Source organism: Streptomyces coacervatus, from assembly GCF_029223485.1.
In the GTDB taxonomy this organism is placed as follows: Bacteria; Actinomycetota; Actinomycetes; order Streptomycetales; family Streptomycetaceae; genus Streptomyces; species Streptomyces coacervatus.
In genome coordinates this window covers 489480-509274 of record NZ_JARHTP010000004.1, presented here as the reverse complement: position 1 = coordinate 509274, position 19795 = coordinate 489480, and the positions used below count along the sequence as shown (strand labels likewise).

21 protein-coding genes are annotated in these 19795 nt (G+C 70.9%); 7 read left to right on the top strand and 14 right to left on the bottom strand.

Features of this window, described 5'->3' with window-relative positions; translation table 11 throughout:
• The first annotated feature begins 62 nt into the window (after positions 1–62).
• Positions 63–635, top strand: a complete 573-nt coding sequence (locus tag P2Q00_RS13230; RefSeq protein WP_275772602.1) for a YbhB/YbcL family Raf kinase inhibitor-like protein — start codon at positions 63–65, stop codon at positions 633–635.
• Here the strand turns inward: P2Q00_RS13230 and P2Q00_RS13225 are convergent.
• Entirely contained in the window at positions 623–1012 is a 390-nt protein-coding gene (locus P2Q00_RS13225) for an FG-GAP repeat protein (protein ID WP_338059311.1), read from the bottom strand. The genes P2Q00_RS13230 and P2Q00_RS13225 overlap by 13 nt on opposite strands.
• Positions 1013–1056: 44 nt before the next feature.
• On the opposite strand from P2Q00_RS13225, the gene P2Q00_RS13220 reads away from it, so the two are divergent.
• Positions 1057–1323: a hypothetical protein gene (locus tag P2Q00_RS13220; protein WP_275772600.1), complete on the top strand. Its 267-nt coding sequence runs from the start codon at positions 1057–1059 to the stop codon at positions 1321–1323.
• Between the two features lie 156 nt (positions 1324–1479).
• Here the strand turns inward: P2Q00_RS13220 and P2Q00_RS13215 are convergent, their stop codons facing one another.
• Positions 1480–2226, bottom strand: a complete 747-nt coding sequence (locus P2Q00_RS13215) for an MBL fold metallo-hydrolase (protein WP_275772598.1) — start codon at positions 2224–2226, stop codon at positions 1480–1482.
• A 289-nt stretch (positions 2227–2515) separates the two neighbouring features.
• On the opposite strand from P2Q00_RS13215, the gene P2Q00_RS13210 reads away from it, so the two are divergent.
• Positions 2516–3691, top strand: a complete 1176-nt coding sequence (locus P2Q00_RS13210; RefSeq protein ID WP_275772596.1) for an alanine--tRNA ligase-related protein — start codon at positions 2516–2518, stop codon at positions 3689–3691.
• 180 nt (positions 3692–3871) lie between these two features.
• Positions 3872–4390 (top strand): P-loop NTPase family protein, encoded by a 519-nt coding sequence (locus tag P2Q00_RS13205; protein ID WP_275772594.1) that lies wholly within the window; start codon positions 3872–3874, stop codon positions 4388–4390.
• A gap of 30 nt (positions 4391–4420) precedes the next feature.
• On the opposite strand, the gene P2Q00_RS13200 is transcribed toward P2Q00_RS13205, so the two are convergent.
• Complete coding sequence (locus P2Q00_RS13200; protein ID WP_275772592.1) at positions 4421–6763, bottom strand: ATP-binding cassette domain-containing protein; 2343 nt, start codon at positions 6761–6763, stop codon at positions 4421–4423.
• Between the two features lie 92 nt (positions 6764–6855).
• The gene (locus tag P2Q00_RS13195) at positions 6856–7452 is read right to left on the bottom strand and encodes an NADPH-dependent FMN reductase (RefSeq protein WP_275772590.1); all 597 of its coding nucleotides are present in this window, start codon (positions 7450–7452) and stop codon (positions 6856–6858) included.
• Between the two features lie 112 nt (positions 7453–7564).
• On the opposite strand from P2Q00_RS13195, the gene P2Q00_RS13190 reads away from it, so the two are divergent.
• Positions 7565–8401 carry a helix-turn-helix domain-containing protein gene (locus P2Q00_RS13190; protein WP_275772588.1) on the top strand — a complete coding sequence of 279 codons (837 nt, stop codon included), beginning with the start codon at positions 7565–7567 and terminating at the stop codon, positions 8399–8401.
• A 29-nt stretch (positions 8402–8430) separates the two neighbouring features.
• Here the strand turns inward: P2Q00_RS13190 and P2Q00_RS13185 are convergent, their stop codons facing one another.
• The 9 genes from P2Q00_RS13185 to fxsT form a co-directional block, all read right to left on the bottom strand.
• Positions 8431–9432, bottom strand: coding sequence for an LLM class flavin-dependent oxidoreductase (locus tag P2Q00_RS13185; protein WP_275772586.1), 1002 nt, complete (start codon positions 9430–9432; stop codon positions 8431–8433).
• Between the two features lie 84 nt (positions 9433–9516).
• Positions 9517–10650: a hypothetical protein gene (locus P2Q00_RS13180; protein ID WP_275772584.1), complete on the bottom strand. Its 1134-nt coding sequence runs from the start codon at positions 10648–10650 to the stop codon at positions 9517–9519.
• A 23-nt stretch (positions 10651–10673) separates the two neighbouring features.
• Positions 10674–11747: a patatin-like phospholipase family protein gene (locus tag P2Q00_RS13175; protein WP_275772582.1), complete on the bottom strand. Its 1074-nt coding sequence runs from the start codon at positions 11745–11747 to the stop codon at positions 10674–10676.
• Positions 11744–12973, bottom strand: a complete 1230-nt coding sequence (locus P2Q00_RS13170; protein WP_275772580.1) for a GTP-binding protein — start codon at positions 12971–12973, stop codon at positions 11744–11746. Before P2Q00_RS13170 ends, P2Q00_RS13175 begins: the two co-directional genes overlap by 4 nt.
• Positions 12974–12992: 19 nt before the next feature.
• Positions 12993–13163 (bottom strand): 50S ribosomal protein L32, encoded by a 171-nt coding sequence (gene rpmF, locus P2Q00_RS13165; RefSeq protein WP_275772578.1) that lies wholly within the window; start codon positions 13161–13163, stop codon positions 12993–12995.
• Between the two features lie 87 nt (positions 13164–13250).
• A complete protein-coding gene (locus P2Q00_RS13160) occupies positions 13251–13673 on the bottom strand; it encodes a (2Fe-2S) ferredoxin domain-containing protein (RefSeq protein WP_275772576.1) in 423 nt (140 codons plus the stop codon).
• 43 nt (positions 13674–13716) lie between these two features.
• Positions 13717–14925, bottom strand: a complete 1209-nt coding sequence (locus P2Q00_RS13155) for a right-handed parallel beta-helix repeat-containing protein (RefSeq protein WP_275772574.1) — start codon at positions 14923–14925, stop codon at positions 13717–13719.
• A 99-nt stretch (positions 14926–15024) separates the two neighbouring features.
• Positions 15025–15273: a hypothetical protein gene (locus P2Q00_RS13150; RefSeq protein WP_275772572.1), complete on the bottom strand. Its 249-nt coding sequence runs from the start codon at positions 15271–15273 to the stop codon at positions 15025–15027.
• Between the two features lie 78 nt (positions 15274–15351).
• Positions 15352–17370, bottom strand: a complete 2019-nt coding sequence (gene fxsT / locus P2Q00_RS13145; protein ID WP_275772570.1) for an FxSxx-COOH system tetratricopeptide repeat protein — start codon at positions 17368–17370, stop codon at positions 15352–15354.
• Between the two features lie 73 nt (positions 17371–17443).
• Between fxsT and P2Q00_RS13140 the strand changes: the two genes are divergently transcribed.
• Both P2Q00_RS13140 and P2Q00_RS13135 read left to right on the top strand, forming a co-directional pair.
• On the top strand, positions 17444–18277 hold the full coding sequence (locus tag P2Q00_RS13140) for an alpha/beta fold hydrolase (RefSeq protein ID WP_275772569.1): 834 nt from the start codon (positions 17444–17446) through the stop codon (positions 18275–18277).
• Positions 18278–18313: 36 nt separating this feature from the next.
• The gene (locus P2Q00_RS13135) at positions 18314–18805 is read left to right on the top strand and encodes a phosphatase domain-containing protein (protein ID WP_275772568.1); all 492 of its coding nucleotides are present in this window, start codon (positions 18314–18316) and stop codon (positions 18803–18805) included.
• A gap of 754 nt (positions 18806–19559) precedes the next feature.
• Here P2Q00_RS13135 and P2Q00_RS13130 read toward each other — a convergent pair.
• The gene (locus P2Q00_RS13130; RefSeq protein ID WP_275772566.1) at positions 19560–19775 is read right to left on the bottom strand and encodes a dodecin; all 216 of its coding nucleotides are present in this window, start codon (positions 19773–19775) and stop codon (positions 19560–19562) included.
• Between the last annotated feature and the right edge of the window lie 20 nt (positions 19776–19795).

The window sequence follows — 19795 nt, the reverse complement described above, 5'->3', positions numbered from 1 at the left end:
CCAAGGCGCACGGCGTCGGCCACGACCTTCCAGTCCACACGGGCAAGTGACAAGGAAACACCATGACGATCCTGGGAACCCTGCTGAAGAACAAGCGCGCCGGCGAAGCCAAGCTGGCTTGGCACCTCCCCGCCCTGGCCGGACCCGAGGCGCTGGACCTGCGCAGCCCCGACTTCCAGCACGAGAGCGTCATCCCCAAGGTCCATGTCGGCAAGCGCGCAGGCGGCGAGAACCGCTCTCCCGCTCTGGCCTGGAGCGGCACACCCGACGACACCGCCCAACTTCTGCTGGTTGTCCAGGACATCGACTCTCCCACCCGCACCCCGTTCGTCCACTGCGTCGCCCTGCTCGATCCCGATCTCGTCACGCTGCCCACCGGAGCCTTGAACACAGGGAGTTCCGTCAAGGGAGTGCGAGTACTTCGCTCAGGAATGGGGCGCGGCTACCTGGGCCCCGAACCGATCAAGGGACACGGCCTGCACCGGTACGTCTTCCAGCTGTTCGCCCTGCCCACCGCAATCACCTCGGCGCAGGGCGGCACAAACCTGGACACCGCCAAGCCCGCGGCCGTGCTGGCCACCGTCAGCGGCCCGGCCCTGGCACGCGGCCGCATGGACGGTCTCTATGGGCGCTGACGGAGGTGAGCCTCGCTCGCCTGCGGGTTCAGCCCCAGAGGTCGTACTGCTCGAAACCGGTGCCGACCGAGACCCGGCCGGCAAAGATCTCTCGGTGGTCGCCTTCCGGTGCCCTTGTAGAGGTAGAGCGTGCCGCCGGGGGTGCGGGCCAGGAGGTCGGCCAAGCCGTCGCCGTTGACGTCCCCGACCGGGTCGAAGGCGTTGCAGCCGGTCCAGGCGCTGCGCACCTTGATCCGGGAGGAGAAGGCCTCGGAGCCGGACTTGCCATCATGGGTGAGGTCGCCGTGGCCGCGCACGGAGTTGTACTGGTTCCAGCCGGTGCGGACCGAGTGGCGGGAGCCGAAGGTGCCGTTGCCCCTGCCCGGGTAGATCCACATTGTCCCGCCGGAGTCCACCCACAGGATGTCGGTCGGTACCGCCGATGATCATCGGTTCGGCGCTCGCCGTGTTCGTGCCGGAGCTCAGCGACGACGCCTTGGCCGTCCCACCCGCGGTGGCGTCGCCGGCGAGGGCGCCCGTGATGCGCTTCTTCAGGGTGGAGAGCGAGGGCGAGGCGATGGCCGGCTTGACCGTCGGGGTCGGCACGGCGGTGGCCGCACTGGCGGAGGAGGTCAGCAGCGCGGCGGCGACGGCCGCGGCGACAGCGGCGGCGACGACGGGCAGGGCGATGTGTATCCGGCGTCTGTGACGGCCGCCGGACGATGTCGTGGTCAAAGAGTCCCCCGGAGGAACATGAGACAGGAGGGACGCGAGGTGCGTATTTCCTTGTCAGCGCCACGAAGCCGGCCTCCGTCACTGATTGGCGGAGGCCGGCCTCAAAGCCTCTCGTCCCGCTCCGCCAGGATCAGGAGGTCGCCCCGGTGACGAGGTCCGGGGCGGCGACGTCGACCGGCCGCTCGAAGTACTCCGCGGCCGCCTCCCGTGCGGCCGTCGCATCCGTGCCCGGCCACAGGTGGGTGAGCAGGAGCCGGGCGGCGCCCGCCTGGCGGGCGTACTGGCCGGCCAGCCGTGCGGTCAGCAGGTACGGCGCGTCGGCGGCCGGCACCTGATGGATGTAGGTGGCCTCCGACAGGAACAGGTCGGCGCCTTCCGCGAGGCGCACGATGTCGGCGCTGGGGCCGGTGTCGCCGGTGTAGGCGAGCACGCCGCCCGGGGTGCTGAGCCGGATGCCGGCATTCGGCACGAAGTGCGGCAGGAGCCAGGTAGCGGCGCTGAACGGGCCGATGGCGAACCGGTCGCCGGGGGCGAACTCGTGCAGACGGTACGCCGGTGCGAGCATGCCCGGCCTGTCGAGCGCCAGCACCGCGTCGAGGGCCCCGTGCGGGGCGTACACGGGCAGGGGCGGGGGAGGATCGTCGCTCAGTGCGCGGGCACGGAGCAACGGGTTGAGGTCCGCGCAGTGGTCGGGGTGCCCGTGGCTGACCACTACGGCGTCGACTGCGTCGACGGTGTGGTGCTGCAGCAGGCGGGGCAGGGTGGCGTAGCCGGGATCGACCAGCAGGCGGAACCCGTCGTACTCGACGAGATAGCCGCTGCACGCCTGGGCTGCCGTGGGCCAGGCGCCGCAGCCGCCGAGAACCGTCAGTCGCATGGCACGAGAGCCTAACGCGATACCCGGAAAGCCAAGGTCGCGATGCCCGGAAAACCCAGAAGACGGGCCCCACCGCCCCCTGTTAGCGTTCGTTCCATGAACGTCAGGACCTGCTGTACTCCCACCGCAGCCGCGCGAGCGACCAGCTCCCCGGCTGCCGACGCCTGACCTCTCCACCCTTCCCCGGCGGCCGGAAACGGATCGCCGGGATGTGTTTCCACCCTCAGCGCAGATTCGCAGGCTGCTCCCGCGGTCCTTTCCGGTCCCACGACCCGATAGGGACACCGCCATGAACACCGACCGGACCGTACGGACGTTCACCGACTTCTACCGTGAGCGCGGCCACCACCTCATCACCGGAAGCTCCCTCCTGCCGCCGCCCTCGGACCCGGTGCTGTTCACTACCTCCGGCATGCACCCCCTCACGCCCTACCTCCAGGGCCGCCCTCATCCCCAAGGACGGCGCCTGATCAACGTCCAGCGCTGCCTGCGCACCACCGACCTCGACGAGATCGGCGATCCCACCCACCTGACGGTCTTCGAGATGCTCGGCTCGTGGTCGCTCGGCGACTACGGCCATTCACAGAGCCTGCGCTGGGGGTACGAGCTGCTGCGCGACGGATTCGGCATCCCGCAGGAGCGGCTGTACGTCACGGTCTTCGGCGGCGACGACCAGGTCGGCCCCGACACCGAATCTCTGCGCACCTGGCAGGAGTTGGGACTGCCCGTGGAGCTGACCGACGACGAGAACTGGTGGTCCAACGGGCCGGTCGGCCCCTGCGGCCCCGACTCGGAGATCTTCGTCTGGACCGGCGACCCCGGCACCCCGCCCCAGGGCACCCCCACCACCGACCCTCGATGGGTGGAGATCTGGAACCACGTGAACATGCGCTACCGCCGCAACGAGGACGGCACCCTCGACCCGCTGCCGCAGCCCGGCATCGACACGGGCATGGGCCTGGAACGGCTGACGACCGTCCTGCAAGGACACCGTTCGGTCTACGACACGGACCTGTTCGAACCGTGGATGCGTCTGCTCCCGCCCCTGTGGGACTTGTCCGTCCCATCGACGCGTCTCGTCTGCGACCACCTGCGGTCAAGCATCGTCGTACTCGGCGACGGCGTACGCCCGTCCAACACCGGCCGCGGCTATGTGCTGCGCCGCCTGATCCGCCGCCTCCTCACCACCCTTCGCCGCGACGACCCCTCACGCACCGTCACCGACCTGCCCATGGAACTCGTGGACCACACGCTGGAGCACTTCCGCCAGACCTGCGGCACCGGCACCGTCCGCGAGGTGCTCCTGGACGAGGAACAGCGCTTCACCAGTCTCCTCGAACGCGGCCAACGCGTGCTCTCCCGGCGGGAGTTCGTAGGCCCGCTGAGCGAGGAGCACTACCGCTACCTCCACGACACCCACGGCCTGCCCCGCGACCTGGTCGCCGGTCTGCTCACCGGCGACTGACGCGTCCGGGGACAACACCGCGGCTCCGAGCGGTTGACCGCTCGGAGCCGCGTCCGTGCTGTGGGCGTGAAGGGCGGTCGCCTACGCGGCGAAAGGCTCTGCAGGGCTTCAGCTGTCATTCCGCCTGACGTTCGGCGATGGCGCGTCAGCGGTGCTGGCAGGGTCAAGTAGGGTGCGCGCGTGGAGCGGATCCTGGTGGTGGGTGTCACGGGTGCGGGGAAATCGACGCTCGCGCAGGCCGTGGGCGAGCGTCTGGACGTGCCGTACCACGAGATGGACGCCCTGTACTTCACCGGTCCCGACTGGGCTGTCAATGACAGATTGACCGAGGCGGTGTCGAGCGTCGCGGCCGAACCCCGCTGGATCATCGACTCGATGGGCTACCCGGAAGTCCGTGACCTGCTCTGGGGGCGGGCCGACACCGTGCTCTGGCTGGACTACGGCAAGCGCGTCGTGATGCCCCGCGTCCTGCGCCGTTCGCTGCGGCGCTCGGTCACCCGTGAGCCCGTCTTCGGCGGCAACAAGGAGACCTGGGCGGGCTGGCTCAGCAAGGAACACCCGGTGTGGTGGGCCTGGTCGCAACACGCGGGACGCCGCCACGAGATCGCCCGGCGCACCGGCGATCCGCGCTTCGCGCCCCTGCACACCCTCCGGTTCTCGCACCCCGACGAGACCGCGGCCTGGCTCGCATCCCTGTGATGCCGGAACCGGGCCCTGCCCCTGCGGCACTCACACCTTCAGCGGCGGCAGCACCCGGCCCAGATACGGCGCCGTAGCGCTCCCCGGCACGCCCGCCACCTCCGTCGGTGTCCCCGCCGCCACGATCCGTCCGCCCGCGTCCCCGCCGCCCGGACCCAGATCGATCACCCAGTCCGCGCCCGCCACCACCGACATGTCGTGCTCGACGACGATCACGGTGTGACCGGCGTCGACGAGGCCATGGAGCTGGCGCATCAGGACCTCGACGTCGGCCGGGTGGAGACCGGTGGTCGGCTCGTCGAGTAGGTAGAGGGTGTGACCGCGGCGACCGCGCTGCAGCTCGCTGGCCAGCTTGATGCGCTGCGCCTCGCCGCCCGACAGTTCGGTGGCGGGCTGGCCCAGGCGCAGATAGCCGAGGCCCACGTCCAGCAGCGTGGTGAGGCTGCGGGCCACCGACGGGGTATCCGCGAAGAACTCCGCCGCGCTCTCCACCGTCAGGTCCAGCACCTGCGCGATGTTCCGCCCCCGGTACGTCACTTGGAGCGTCTCGGGGTTGTAGCGGTCCCCGCCGCAGTCCGGGCACGGCGCGTATGTGCTCGGCAGGAACAGCAGCTCGACGCTGACGAACCCCTCGCCCTGGCAGGTCTCGCAGCGCCCGCCGGCGACGTTGAAGGAGAAACGGCCGACGCCGTAGTCCCGGGCGCGCGCCTCGTCGGTGGCCGCGAACACCTTGCGTACGACATCGAACAAGCCCGTGTAGGTGGCCAGGTTGGAGCGCGGCGTGCGCCCGATCGGCTTCTGGTCGACCGACACCAGGCGTTCCACGCCCGTCAGGTCCTCGGTGCTCTCCCCGATGAGGGTCGACTTGCCGGAGCCCGAGACACCCGTGACCGCGGTGAACACGCCGAGCGGGAACTCTGCCGTCACCCCGCGCAGGTTGTGCCGGGTGACCGGGCCGACCTTCAACTGGCCGCGGGCAGTGCGTACTTGGCGTACGGCAGCGGGGGAGCGGTCGAAGAGGAAGCGGGCCGTCGCCGACTGAGGGACCGAGGCCAGTTCCGCCACCGGGCCGCTGTGCAGCACCTCTCCGCCGTGCTCGCCGGCCCGCGGGCCCACGTCCACCAGCCAGTCGGCGCCGCGCACGACATCGAGGTGGTGCTCGACCACGAACACCGAGTTGCCCGCCGACTTCAGCCGCTCCAGGACCGTGAGCAGGGCCTCCGTGTCCGCCGGGTGCAGTCCCGCGGACGGCTCGTCGAGGACGTAGACGACACCGAAGAGCCCGGAGCGCAGTTGCGTCGCGAGGCGCAGCCGTTGCAGCTCGCCCGCCGAGAGGGTGGGGGTGGAGCGGTCCAGGCTGAGGTAGCCGAGGCCGAGTTCGAGGATGGGCGCGATACGGGAGTCGAGGTCTTCGGTGAGGACGCGGGCGGTCTCGTCGCCCGCCACCAGATGGCCCGCGAGATCGGTCAGTGGCAGCGCGGCCAGCTCGGCGATCGTGCGGCCCGCGAAGGTCACCGCCAGCGCCTCCGGACGCAGCCTGCTGCCGCCGCACGCCGGGCAGGGCGCACTGGCCAGGAAGCGTTCGGCCTTGGCCCGCAGCGTGGGGCTCTTGGAGTCGGAGAAGGTCTTCATGACGTACCGGCGGGCGCTCATGTACGTGCCCTGGTACGGCCGTTGGATGCGGTCGGCGTCGCGTACCGGGTGCACGGTGACGACCGGCTGCTCGTCGGTGAACAGGATCCACTCCCGCTGCTCGGCGGGCAGTTCACGCCACGGACGGTCCACGTCGTGGCCGAGTGCGTCGAGGATGTCGCGAAGGTTCTTGCCCTGCCAGGCGCCCGGCCATGCGGCGATCGCACCCTCCCGGATCGACAGCGACGGGTCGGGAACCAGCAACTCCTCGGTCGTACGGTGGACCTGGCCCAGGCCGTGGCACTCGGGGCAGGCTCCGGCGGCCGTGTTGGGGGAGAAGGCGTCGGAGTCGAGGCGCTCGGCGCCGGGCGGGTAGTCGCCGACGCGGGAGAACAGCATCCGCAGGGAGTTCGAGAGATTGGTGACCGTGCCGACGGACGAGCGGGACGTCGGGGCGGAGCGGCGCTGCTGGAGGGAGACGGCGGGCGGCAGGCCGGTGATCTCCCCGACCTTCGGCGCACCGACCTGGTGGATGAGACGGCGCGCGTATGGTGCGACCGACTCGAAGTAGCGGCGCTGGGCCTCGGCGTAGATGGTGCCGAAGGCAAGCGAGGACTTCCCGGACCCGGACACCCCTGTGAACACGGTCAACACATCCCGCGGGATGTCGACGTCCACACCCTTGAGATTGTGCTCGCGGGCGCCGCGGACGCGGACGTAGGGGTCGTGTGGGTCGTGCATGAACGGGAACTCCGTGCGGGTCTTCGGCTGCGGCGGGGGACAAACGCCGCGATTCTAAGCCGTCGGCGTCGCCTGTGTGACGTCGTCCCAGCTCACGCCGGGTAGGGTGCGGCTTCGCGCGCCGACCGTAGTGCACCGGCCCACCAGGCCAACTGCTCGAGCAGCGTCTTGGCGTAGCCGGGGGCCTCGGGGTCGAGGGGGCGACCGTCCTGCCACGAGGTGAAGTAGTTCGGGAAGGCGAGACCGTCGCGGATCGTCACCGCGTGCAGTTCGGTCAGCACGTTCTCCAGATGCAGGACCGCGTGCCGGCCACCCGCCGCGCCGCCGTAGCTGACGAAGGCGACGGGCTTGGCCGTCCACTGGGTGAAGTGCCAGTCGATGGCCGCCTTCAACGACGCGGGATAACTGTGGTTGTACTCCGGCGTGACCACGATGAACGCGTCGGCGTCCTCCAGCGCAGACGTCAGTGCCGCCATCCCGGCCGGACGGGGGTAGGCGTCACCGGCGTACTTCGGCGACGCCGCAGGCAGTGCCAACGGGATGTCGATCTCGGCCAGATCGACGACCTCCGCGTCGAAACCACCGTGAGCGCCTGCCTGTTCGGCCACCCACGAGGCCACGGCCGGGCCGAACCGTCCGTCACGGACACTTCCGACGATGATCACCAGTTTGTGCTTGTTCTGCTTCATGCCCACCACGATCACGCGGCGCCGTGACGCCAACCAGACCGTGCTCAGGCTGGCCCCCACAGGGCCATGCTGAGCCCTCCGAGATTGGCGGGCAGCGTCTTATGCTCCCCCCATGGGCACGCCGTTGGGGGACTTCATCCGGGCCAAGCGCGACAGCATCCAGCCCGAATCGGTGGGACTGCCGACGCACGGCCGCCGCCGCTCGCCGGGCCTGCGGCGGCTGGACCTCGCCGCGCGGGCCGGCATCAGCGTCGAATACCTCACCCGCATGGAACAGGGCCGTGACCGCAACCCGTCGGTGGCGGTGGTGAACGCGCTCGCCGATGCGCTCAGCCTCGACCCCGAGGAGCGCAACCACCTGCGCTACCTCGCGAAGATCACCGGCGGCGAGTGCTCCGTTCACACCCAGCCCGCACCACCGCGCCGCCAGGTCCGGCCGTCGGTCCTTGAGACACTCCGCCTCCTCGAGCCGGGCATTGCCGTGGTCACCAACCGGTTGGGTGACGTCCTCGCCCACACCAGCAGCTACGAATCGGTGATGAGCGGCGCCGGACTGCTCGACGCGGACGCCCCGAACCTCACCCGCTACGTCTTCACCGACCCGCGCGCCCGGACGTTCTTCGCCGACTGGGACGACGTAGCCGACCAGCAGGCCTTCGACCTGTGGCTCGGACCCACCGTTGGGAGTTCCGAGTGGTTCACCGCCGAACTCGCCCCCGTTGCCGGCCCCGACTTCACGGGCCGTCTGAACCGGCACGTGGTTCCGCAGCGTGGCGCCCTCCGTCTCAACCACCCGTCCGGGCGCGAACTTCGGCTGGCCCGCGAGATGCTCGAACTCCCTTCGGACGCCCAGCAGTTGGTGGTCTTTCTGCCCGCGGACGAACAGACTGCCCAGGCCGTCGACCAACTCCGCAGCCGGCCGCGCGGCCGGCTCCGGGCCATCTCGTAACCCGGGCACCGCCCGCTTCCGGACAGTGATCACCACCGGCAGGCGATACGGGCAAGCCGCCGGTACGAGTCCAGCAGCGCCGCCCGGTCGTATGTACTCGTGGTGACCAGCACCTCCTGCGCCCCCGTCTCCTTCAGCACCGTCTCCAACTCGTGCGCGACCTGCTCCTCGGTGCCCGCGAGGTGGCCGGCGAGCCCGGACTCGTAGAAGCCGCGTTCCTTTGCGGTCATCGCGAGGGCCTCGACGCGCTCGGCGGGCGGCAGCGGTGGGAAGGTGCCGTGGGTGCGGGAGTACGCCATTGACCAGGCCTCCGGGACCAGCAGCCGCCGGGCCTCCTCGGGGGTGGCGGCCACGGCGATCGAGCCGGAGATGACGACGTACGGTTCGCTCGCCCACGGGGAGGGCCGGAAGTGGGTGCGGTAGTGGTCGATGCCGCGCTGCATCTTCTCGCGGCCCCGGAGGTCGCCGATGACCATCGGCAGGCCCGCGCGGGCCGCGACCGCGGCGCCCTCGCCCATGGCCAGCACGAACGGCGGCACGGTCAGGCCCTCCGCGGGGCGTGCGTGCACACCCGTCGGGGACGTCCCGCGGAACCAGCCCAGCAGTTCCTCCAGCTGTGCCCCGAAGTCCTCGGCGTCGCCCTTGTCCCGCCCAAGCGCCCTGCGCACCCCGTCCGTGAAGCCGACCGACCGCCCCAGCCCCATGTCGATCCGACCGGGGAAGAGGGACTCCAGCACCCCGAACTGCTCGGCCACGACGAGGGGTTGGTGGTTGGGCAGCATCACACCGCCCGTGCCGACCCGGATCGTGCTCGTCGCACCCGCGACGGCGGCGGCCAGCACGGTCGGCGCGGAACCGGCCACGCCCGGCACCCCGTGATGCTCGGACACCCAGAAGCGGTGATAGCCGAGCCCCTCCAGCTCCTGTGCCAGCCGCACGGTGTCGCGCAGCGCCTCGGCGCCGCTGTGCCCCTCGCGGGTGCGGGAGCGGTCGAGGACGGAGAAGCGGGTGGCGGCGATCAAGGAACTCACATGGAGTTCAACGCATGACGGGCCACGGCATTCCCGCCCCGCCCGCCCTATCGGTCACAACGGGTCAAGTCCAGTCACGTACGGTCAGATGATGTCCTGGTGATCCTCCGGTGCCTTCTCCAGCTGCTTCACCTCGTCCGGAGCGGGCTCCGCCGCCAGGAGCTTCTCGGCGCGCTGGTCGATGGTGCGGGTCAGCGCCAGCTGGGCCACCCCGAACACGACGGCGTAGGTCATGACGCCACGCCACGCATCGGGTGCCTGGATAACGGGCAGGGCGGCGGTGTCCACCAGCACCAGCCCGGTCACCGCGGTCAGGGCGCCGGTGGGCAGTTTGATCAGCTCCTGGAACAGCGGCAGCCCGTACGGGTTCCAGCTGCCGCCCATCTGCTGGAGCCGCGCCGCCACATGCAGGGCGGCGCCGAGCACGCCGAGCAGCATGACGACACCGACCTCGCGTACGCCGGGCGCCAGGGAGTCCGGGCAGTTGCGGCCCGCTTCGCAGACGGGGACGGCGCCGTCGACCCACAGGGGCGCGACGAGAGCGGCGGCGAGCAGGAGGCAGAGGACCGAGCCGGCCCGGATGAGCCGGTTGCGGAAGTTGCGGCTGCGCACCGCGCGCTCCTCCTGGAGGGCGTAGGCGGCCTGCAGCAGCGCGGCCAGGGCCCACGGCAGACACTCGTCGTCCGGATTCTGCTTGGACTTCAGCGCCCTGACCCGGGCGAGCCGCGGGTCCCCTCGGCGCAGCGGACGCGCGGTGACCAGGATCGTGTCGAGGCGCTGCCAGGCCCGGCGGGGCCGCGACATGGCGAGGACGGCGACGTCGGCGGCGTGCAGACAGGCCAGCGTGCCTTCGTAGGAGTGCCCGGACCACCAGCTGCGCAGCCGCCACAGCCATGACCGGCGCTCACCGGCCTCCTTGATCAGGTTCTGCGCCGAGTCGAGGAGGCAGTCGGCCCCGGTCTGCAGCACCGCGAACCGCACGCCGTCGCGGGCGGGCCGGTCCGGCGGGGGGTAGGTGGCGTCCAGTTCCATCCGCAGGACGCACAGGCGGGCCTGGGCGCGGTGCAGCCAGGTGTTGGGCCGCCGGGGGATGGGATAGGGATGGCTCCGGGGCCGGACGGGCCGGACACGGAGCGCCGACAGCTTTCCCGCAACCGGCTTGCCGGTACGGCGAGTCGGCGCGCGCAGGGGGCTGTGCCGGCGGGCGCGAGGGCTCATGGTTCCTCCGTCGCCGGGTGCCGTCAGCCGGCCGCGTCCGGCCCGGAGTGCCGGCGGTCCAGCCACCGGGTGAAGTCCCACGTGGACAGGAACTTGCCGGCCGCGTCCTTTCCTTGGGCCAGGAGGTAGTCGGCCTGCTCGCGGGTGAGCTGGAAGTCGGTGGAGCGCACGCACTCGGTGTCGATGAAGACGGTACGTTCCTGCACGGACGGGTCATCGATGTGGAGCCGGTCGTGTGCGTCGGTCATCGTCGAGATCAGCCGCTGGATCAGCGTGACCGGATTGCCGGCGGGGCGCCAGTCCTGGGCGGGCGTGGTCTTCATCGAGAGTTTGAGCCCCCAGGTGGGCCAGCGGGGCGGGCGTCCGTCATGGCGGTCGAAGAGGGCCACGGGGAAGTTGGACAGCATCCCGCCGTCGACCAGCACGAGGCGTTCCGAGCCCTGGTCGGGTCCGCATTTGAGGGGGACGGGCCGGAAGAAGAACGGGATGGACGCGGACGCCCGGACCGCGTCCGCCACCTTCAGCGTGTCCGGGTCCACACCCAACAACTGCTCACAGTCCCAGGGCAGATGCAGCTCCCGGCCCCGGCTGATGTCGCTGACCGTGACGACCAGGCGGTAGGGCGGCGTGCCGGGATCGTCCCCCGGCTCCTCGTGCCGCAGGTCCTTGAAGGTCACGACGTTCTTGCGGGCCAGACGCTCCTCGATCCAGGCGTGCAGCGCATCGCCCTTGAAGACGCCGTTGTGCAGCAGGAAGGCCAGCGCCCAGCCGGGCTTGCCGAAGTGGCGTGCCCAGCCGTCCTCGAAGGACGCGAACTGCATGTCCCTGAGGGTCTCTTCGAGCTCGGGCACCGTATAGCCGGCGGCCAGCAGCGCCCCGGCCACGGCGCCCGCCGAGGTACCCGCCACCCGCCGTACGGTGTGCCCCGCGCAGATCTCCTGCAACGCACCGACGAAGGCGATCCCCTTGACCCCTCCGCCTTCCAGAACCAGGTCCACCCGGGACTTCGTCTCCGGGCCGGCAGCCGCGTGTGGCTCCACCGCCCTCACCCCCGTCGCGGTCGCGGGCGCGCCCACGGTGGCGTGCCGCGCTGTCACACCGCTCGGATACGAGGATCCTCAGATGTGCGGACCATGTCCAGGATGTCGGCAGGAGTCGGGATATGGCGGACTTGTTGCTCGTGCTCGCAGATGTCGTCGATGCCGTACGTGTCCCAGGCGGGGAACGGGTCGACGTCAGGGAGGCGTTCGCCGGGCCTCATGAGGCAGTCCGCCAGGACGGCTTGAATCCTGTCCGCCTTCAACTGGACGCCGATCAGCACCAGTTCCTGCGCATACGGCGCCTCGGGATCACGCGCGGCCGACGGCTCGAAGCGGGCCACCGAGCCGGCCTGGGACCACAGGCCCGTCACCCGGGAGCGGCCGGCCAGGGTGAAGAAGCCCTTCGAGCGCAGGACCCGGCCGAATGCGCCGCCGTCCAGGTCCTCGGTCACGAACTGCCACAACCGGCCCGGGTGGAAGGGGAGTTCGGAGCGGAAGACGGTCGACGAGATGCCGTACTCCTCCGTCTCGGGCACATGGTCGCCGTTGAGCTCCCGCACCCAGCCCGGCGCCTGCTGGGCGCGTTCGAGGTCGAACAGGCGGGTGCCGAGGACCTGTTGGACGTCCACGCGCGCATGGGTGGCCGGGACGATGCGGGCGAGGGGGTTGAGGCGGGCGAGCGCCGCCCGCAGCCGGTCGGCGGTCCGGGAGTCCACCAGGTCCAGCTTGTTCAGGACGATGACGTCCGCGAACTCGACCTGGTCGACGAGGAGATCGCTGACGGTGCGCTCGTCGTCCTCGTAGGGGGCGAGGCCGCGTTCGGCGAGTTCGTCGCCGCCCTCCAGCTCCGGCAGGAAGTTCGCCGCGTCCACGACCGTGACCATGGTGTCCAGCTCGGCGACATCGCCGAGGGTCGCGCCGTCGTCGCGGGCGAACGCGAAGGTGGCCGCGACCGGCATCGGCTCGGAGATACCGGACGACTCGATCAGGAGATGGTCGAAGCGGCCCTCGCGAGCCAGCCGGTCGACCTCCTCCAACAAGTCGTCGCGCAGGGTGCAGCAGATGCAGCCGTTCGTCATCTCGACGAGACGTTCCTCGGTCCGCGAGAGGGCGGCCTCACCGCCGCGCACCAGCGCGGCGTCGATGTTGACCTCGCTCATGTCGTTGACGATGACGGCCACCCGCAGGCCCTCGCGGTTCGCGAGGACGTGGTTGAGCAGCGTGGTCTTGCCCGCCCCGAGAAAGCCGGACAGGACGGTGACGGGCAGGCGGTCGTGCGGCATGTCGTACGGCATTGCGGGCTCAGCCTTCGGGGCGCAGCAGCCCGCGCTCGTACGCCCTGACCAGGTGCTGCGGTACGAGATGGGTGACGCCGTCGAGGGTGAACGGGACGAGCTGCGGGGTGGCCGCCTTCCACTGGGCGCGGCGGTGGCGGGTGTTGCTGCGGGACATCTTCCGCTTGGGAACAGCCATGGGAAACCTCCTCGGTGGGCAAGCACCGAGGACGCTACATGAAAATGGATCCCATTAACAATTAGGGGTCCAGGATCGGGCGTCGAGTCAGCGACGGCTGCGCACCCGTGCGTCCCGCGGCGGCTGGATGAACTGCAGCTCCAGCGTGACCGGCGGCTGGGCGATGCCCGGTCCGCCCGCCGCCGCCCAGCCGATGACCTCCTCGGTGCAGTCGTCGTCCATCGCGAAGCCGACCCAGGTGGCCCGGCCACCGGCCCGGCGCCCCGCGGCCGACGGCTGTACGACGATGACGTTCGCCTGGTCGCAGGGGCCAAGGCAGTCGGTCGTACGGACCTGGAAGCCGGACTCGGCCGCCGCAGCGCGCAGCCGCTCCAACTGCCACACGTGGTCGGTGCCGGGGTGCTTGCGCGGGTCGCCGCAGCAGCAGCCCCGGCACACGACGAGCGTGCAGGGGCGCTGCTGGGCCGCGCCGATCAGAGTCGTACGAGGGGCGGGGAACCGGGATGACATGGGAGAAGCATGATCCATGCCCTCTGTTCCTCACACCACCGGGTCAGAACCGCGCCCCGATGTTCGCCCCGCTCCGCGGCACCAGGAACGCCGGCGCCGAGGGCAGCGAGCCGTCCGCCGCGCGCGGGCCCGTGAGGGGCGTCGGGTCCGTGCTCAGCACCGAGGAGGCGTTCCAAGTGCCGTCCAGATCCCAGGAGTTGCCCTTGGAGACGGTCGCCGAGCCGAGGGCGGCCGCCTTGCCGTCGGCGACGGACAGGTTGGCGGTGAGGGTGGCGGTCCCGCCGGAGACGTCGGCGTCGAAGCCGGTGCCGGCGTTGGCGTAGGCGGAGTCACGGGTCAGGCTGAGGGCGCCGGTGTTGCCGTTGTCGGTGAAGCCGTGCGCCGCGTTCTTGAAGGAGACGCTGCCCCGGACCGTGTGGGCCACCGCCGGGGCCGGGGTGCCGCCGCCGAGCTTGAAGCCGTTGCCGTCGCCCGCGAAGTTCGGGAAGTTCCAGCGGTTGAAACCGTTGCCGTACGCGACCGAGTTCTCGATCAGGATCGGCGAGGCGAACTTCCAGGCGTCGAAACCGTCGTCGACGTTGTTCCACAGACGGGCGCCGCGCACGACGTTGCCGGTGCCGCTGCCCTCCTTGATGGCCAGGCCGTCGGCGCTCTCGCCGTTCTTGCGCGGATCGCGGTTGAGGTAACTGTCCAGGTTCAGGATCTGGTTGTTGCTGGAGGCGCCCTGGAGCTGGAAACCGGTCTCGTAGTTGTCGTGCGTGGACAGGTGGGAGAAGACGTTGCCGTTGCAGCCGTCGCAGTAGATGCCGTACGGCCCGTTGACGATCTCCAGGCCGGAGATGCGCCAGTACGAGGCCTCCTGGTGGATGGCCCCGCGCTCGGCCCGCGGGATGCTGCCGCCGACCGGCGTGTGACTGGCGGGCAGTTGCTCGCCGTCGACCACGACCCGCTCGCCCTGGTAGGCGCTCAGCGTGATGGGCTGGGACGCCGTTCCCGAGGTGGCGATGGTGATGTTGTCGGTCAGGGCGTAGGTGCCGCCGCGGACGGCGATGACGTCCCCGGGGGCCGCGAGGTCCACCGCCTTCTGGATGGTCTTGAGGGGCCGGGCGAGTGTGCCGGGTGCGGAGTCGTCCCCGTTCGTGGCCACGACCAGGGTTTTTGAGGCGGCCGCCGCCTCGTCCGCCGTCCCTAACGCCGTCATCAGTGCCGCGCTCACGACTGCCGCCGTCCAGATCGCCGCATTACTGCGCATGGGGCCTCCCGTCTCCGTCTGTCTGCCGTGTCGTACGGAAGTGGTCGCCGCCGGCGGGGAGGTTGCCCGCCGACGGGATGCGGAGCCGGAGTGCTTGGACTACTGGACTGGCTGCGTTTGCTCGTCGGCGTGCTCTCGGTTGTTGCAGGCGTCCTCCAGGGCTTGGTCGGACACCGGCGCGATCACGGGGACGAGCGTGAGGGCTTCCCTGCAAAGAGCGGAGGAAAACGGGCTGTGGTGGCTGCTGTAGACGCGGGGGCCGGGGTTGTTGCCGTTGTCGGCGTGGGCGGGGGTCGCGAGCGCGAGTCCCGTCATGGTGAGGGCCGCGAGCGCGGTGATCTTCTTCATAGCCGGGTCAACGAGATCGGATCGCCCCAGGTCACGCCGCTGTTCGAGACCAACCCGTCGGCCGCCGGGACGGCGTGGTCAACGCAGCCGGTCGGCCAGAGCGATTGCATCCTCGGTCTTGGGGTGGGTCCTGCCCAGTCGGGTCTGGAGGATCTGCGCGCCCCGGCGCGCGAAATCCGCTGCGGTCGGGTCATTCAACGTGTGCAGGACCTGGGCCTTGAACACGAGGACGTAGCCGATGTACAGGTGGTCCGGCGCGTAGACGGCCTCGCGGATCTCCAACGCCCGTGAGATCAGCGGCAGGGCCGTGGCGTGGTCGCCGAGGTCGACGTGGACGTTCGCCAGTGCGATCAGGTCGAAGCTCACGTACGGGTCGTCCGGCCCGTGTGCCGCCTCGTCGATCTGCAGCGCCCGCTCGGCCAGTGGCAGCGCTGCCCGGTGTTCACCCAGAAGGCACAGTGTCCGCGCAAGCGTGGCCAGGTCCGTCGCGATGGCTGGACTGTCCGCCGGCAGGCAGGACTCGTGCAGCCGCAGCGCGCGTTCCGCCAGGGTGCGTGACCTCTCCGGCGCGTCGAGGTCGCGATGGATCTGCGCCAGCGTGATCAGGTCGAAGCCGGCCTCCGCGTCCCGGCCGTCGAGCGACTCGTCGATCGCGAGGGCACGTTCACACAGGGGCAGTGCCACCGAGCAGTCGCCGATCTGGATGAGGAACGTCGACGCCAGCCTCAGCAGCACCGCCGTCTCCGCAGCGCACTCGGCCGGTGGCTCGTCCTTGGTCACCGCAATGACGTGCGGGAGCAGCTCCTGCCACCGCGGCCGCGCGTCCGGGTCACCGTGGATGTCGTGCGGAACGGCCTCGACCAGTGCCCGACACAGCCGGCCCCGAGCGTCGAGGTGCGCCTCGTCCGGCATCGCGGCCCGGACGGCCGCCTGCACCAGCCGGTGCACCACCAGGGACGCGTTCCCGCGCCTCGCAAGGCCCAGACCGGCCAGGGCGCCGACCGTCGTGTCCCACGCCAGCGGGTCGTCTGCGCCCACGTTCAGGATTTCGGGGCTGCCGGTGAACAGGTCCAACGGGATCGGCTCCGGCGCCAGCAGCGCACACAGCTCCAGCAGCCGTACCGCCTGCGGCTGGTCCGTCTCCAGCCTTCGCACACTGAGCTGCCACAGGGTCGCGACCACCACCGTCGGCCGGTCGGCGAGCTCACCCCGCGCGATCATGTCCTCCAGCCGCGACGTCAGCAGAGTCAGATACGCCTCGGGCGCCGTGTGGTTGTAGCCCATGTACCCGGCCGCCTGCTCCAACGCCAGCGGCAGGTCCCCCAGTTGCTCGGCGATCCGGTCCGCCACCGTCGCGGTCATGCCGGGCACCCGCAGGGTCAGCAGTTCCACCGACTCCTGCCTGGTGAACACGTCCAGGTCGATGACGCCGGCTCTGCTCGACCAGCCGCTCACCCTGGTGGTCACGATGACATGGCCGTTGCCCGCCAGGTCACCCGACGGCAGCGCGTGCGTGAGCGCGGCCGGTTTCTCCCCGTTGTCGAAGATGATCAACCAGGGTCTGCGGTCCACCAACTTGCCGTACACCCGTGGGATGACCTGCCCGGAACTTGCCTCCGTCAGCCCCAGCTCCCCGGCCAGCGACACGAACTGCGACGCCACCAGATCGGGGTCCTCGGCGTCCACGAACGCCACGAACCGGTACTTCGACAGATGGCGGTAGGCGTACTCGACCGCGAGCTGGGTCTTGCCGACGCCGCCCAGCCCGTGCACCACCAGCATCGCGACGTCGCTCACCGAGGTGAGGCGCCGGCGCAGCTCCCGCAGGGTGCCGTCGCGGCCGGTGAAGTTGGTGTTGCGCAGCGGCAGCCGGTGCGCCACGGGCGCGAGCGACTCCTGCGCACGGTCGCGGCGCGGCGCCTGCCACAGCCCGATCAACGACACGGGTATCAGGAGGAGGAGCACCACCCACGGGTGGACCCGTACAAAGTCGAGCGGCCCCGGCCAACGGCTTTGCCCGGACGCCGCGTTGAAGGCGAGACTGCCGACGAACAGCACGACCAGACCGGCCACCGCGCCGGTCAGCGTTCGCCACATGGCTCCCTCTTCGGTATGACGGCTACCGCAACCATCAACAGCCCGCGCGATCTTACTCCCAGGAGTTGCCCCCGTGAGTGACTGGCCGCTGACCCAGACCTTCCGCAGTACCTCCGGCGACGTCCGCTGGAACCGCCTCGGAGAGCCCGGACAGGCCCCGGTCGTCCTCTGCCACGGCACGCCCTTCTCGTCGTACGTCTGGCGGGCCGTGGCCCGTTCGCTCGCGCGCCGGTACCAGGTGTTCGTGTGGGACATGCCCGGCTACGGCACATCACAGATGTACGCCGGGCAGGACGTCTCCCTGGCCGCCCAGGGCAAGGTCTTCACCGAACTCCTGGCGCACTGGGGACTTGCCGAACCGCTGGTGGTGGCCCACGACTTCGGCGGCGCCGTCTCCCTGCGGGCACATCTGCTGCACGGGGCCTCCTACCGCGCGCTCGCCCTGGTCGACCCGGTCGCGCTCGCGCCCTGGGGCTCCCCGTTCTTCCGGCTGGTCGGCGAGCACTCCGACGTCTTCGGACAGCTGCCGCCCGCACTGCACCGCGCTCTGGTGCGCGAGTACGTGGGGTCGGCCAGCAGCCCCGGCCTGCACCCCGCGGTGCTGGACAGGCTCGTCGAACCCTGGCTCGGCGACCCGGGTCAGGCCGCCTTCTACCGGCAGATCGCCCAGGCCGACCAGCGCCACACCGACGAAGTACAGGCCCGCTACGGCGAGATCGGCATCCCGACGCTGGTGTGCTGGGGCCAGGACGACACCTGGATCCCTCCGGCGAAGGGACACGAACTCGTCGCCCGCATCCCGGGCGCGCGCCTCGAACCCATCGCGGGCGCAGGCCATCTGGTCCAGGAGGACGCCCCCGCCGAACTCACCGCGGTCCTCATCGACTTCCTGCAGCACGCCCGCTGAAGCGCCTGGTCCGGTGCCCCTGTCTAGGGTGGCCGTGTGACCGACAGCAGCAAACGCCCGATCGCCGTGTTCGACCTGGACAACACCCTCGCCGACACGGCCCACCGCCAGCGGTTCCTGGAACGCAAGCCGCGCGACTGGGACGCGTTCTTCGCCGCCGCACCGCACGACCCGCCGATCCCGGAGGGCATCGCGCTGGTGCTGGAGAGCGCGAAGGAGTGCGAGATCGTCTATCTCACCGGCCGGCCCGAGCGCTGCCGGCGCGACACCCTCGACTGGCTCACCGCGCAGGGCCTGCCCGACGGGCGGGTCCACATGCGGCGCAACGACGACCGCAGGCCGGCCCGCCGCACCAAGCTGGAAATCCTGCGCCGCCTGGCCCGCACCCGGGACATCCGCGTCCTCGTGGACGACGACGAACTCGTGTGCGAGGACGCCGAACGGGCCGGCTTCACCGTCGTACGGGCACGCTGGACGGCCCCGTCGGCCGCGCTGGAGGCGGCGCAGGAGGGGGAGGGGCGGACCTGAGGGTTCGGGCCGGGGGGCAGGGCGCCAGACGCAGGTTGGTCGGGCTGGTCGATCCGGCAGCCGGGTCCGTCAGCTTGGCTGGGGGCTGGCCTGTCGGTCGGGTCCGTCAGTCTGGTTCGGTGGTCGATCCGGCAGCCGGGTTCGTCAGTCCGGTCCGGCGGATGGCGCGCCAGCCCGGTTCGTGAAGCTGGTCTGGAGGCTGGCCCGTCGGTCGGGTTCGGGCTGGTCGGGCGACTGCCCTGTGAGTCGGGTCCGTCGGAGTCCGGTCCGGAATCGGGCCCGGAGCCCAGCCCCCAACGCGGCCCGCCAGTCCGGCCGGGAGGCTGCTCCGCCAGCCGGATCCGTCAGTCCGGCCCGGAGGCCGGCGCGCCAGCCCGGTTCGTCAGGTTGGACTGGAGGCTGGCCTATCGGTCCGGTTCGTCGGGCTGGTCCGGCGGCTTCCCCGTCAGTCGGGTCTGTCAGTCCGGTCCGGAATCCGGCTCGGAGCCAGGCCCCCTCAACGCCGCCCGCCAGCGCGGCTCGGAGGCTGTTCCGCCGGCCGGATCCGTCAATCCAGCCCGGAGCCGGCGCGCCAGCCTGACCCGTCTGGCGACACCTGACTGATACGCGCCCGGCCCGTCTGGCGCCCGACCATCCCGCGCCCAGCCTGCCCAGCGCCCGCCCGGCCCGTGTCCGGCCCGCCCGGCACCCGTCCATCCCGTGCCCCGCCCGCCCGGCATCCGACCCATCAGGAGCCCGGCCGAAGACCGGCCCCTCAGGCCGACTCGTCCAGCCGGAAGCCCACCTTCAGGCCGACCTGCCAGTGCGCGATCCCGCCCTCCTCGATCTGGCCCCTGACCTGGGTCACCTCGAACCAGTCCAGGTTGTGCAGGGTCTGCGAGGCGCGGGTGATGCCGTTGCGGATGGCCTGGTCGACGCCGTCGGGCGAGGTGCCGACGATCTCGGTGACCCGGTAGGTGTGGTTCGACATGCGGGTGCTCCTCTCCGCCG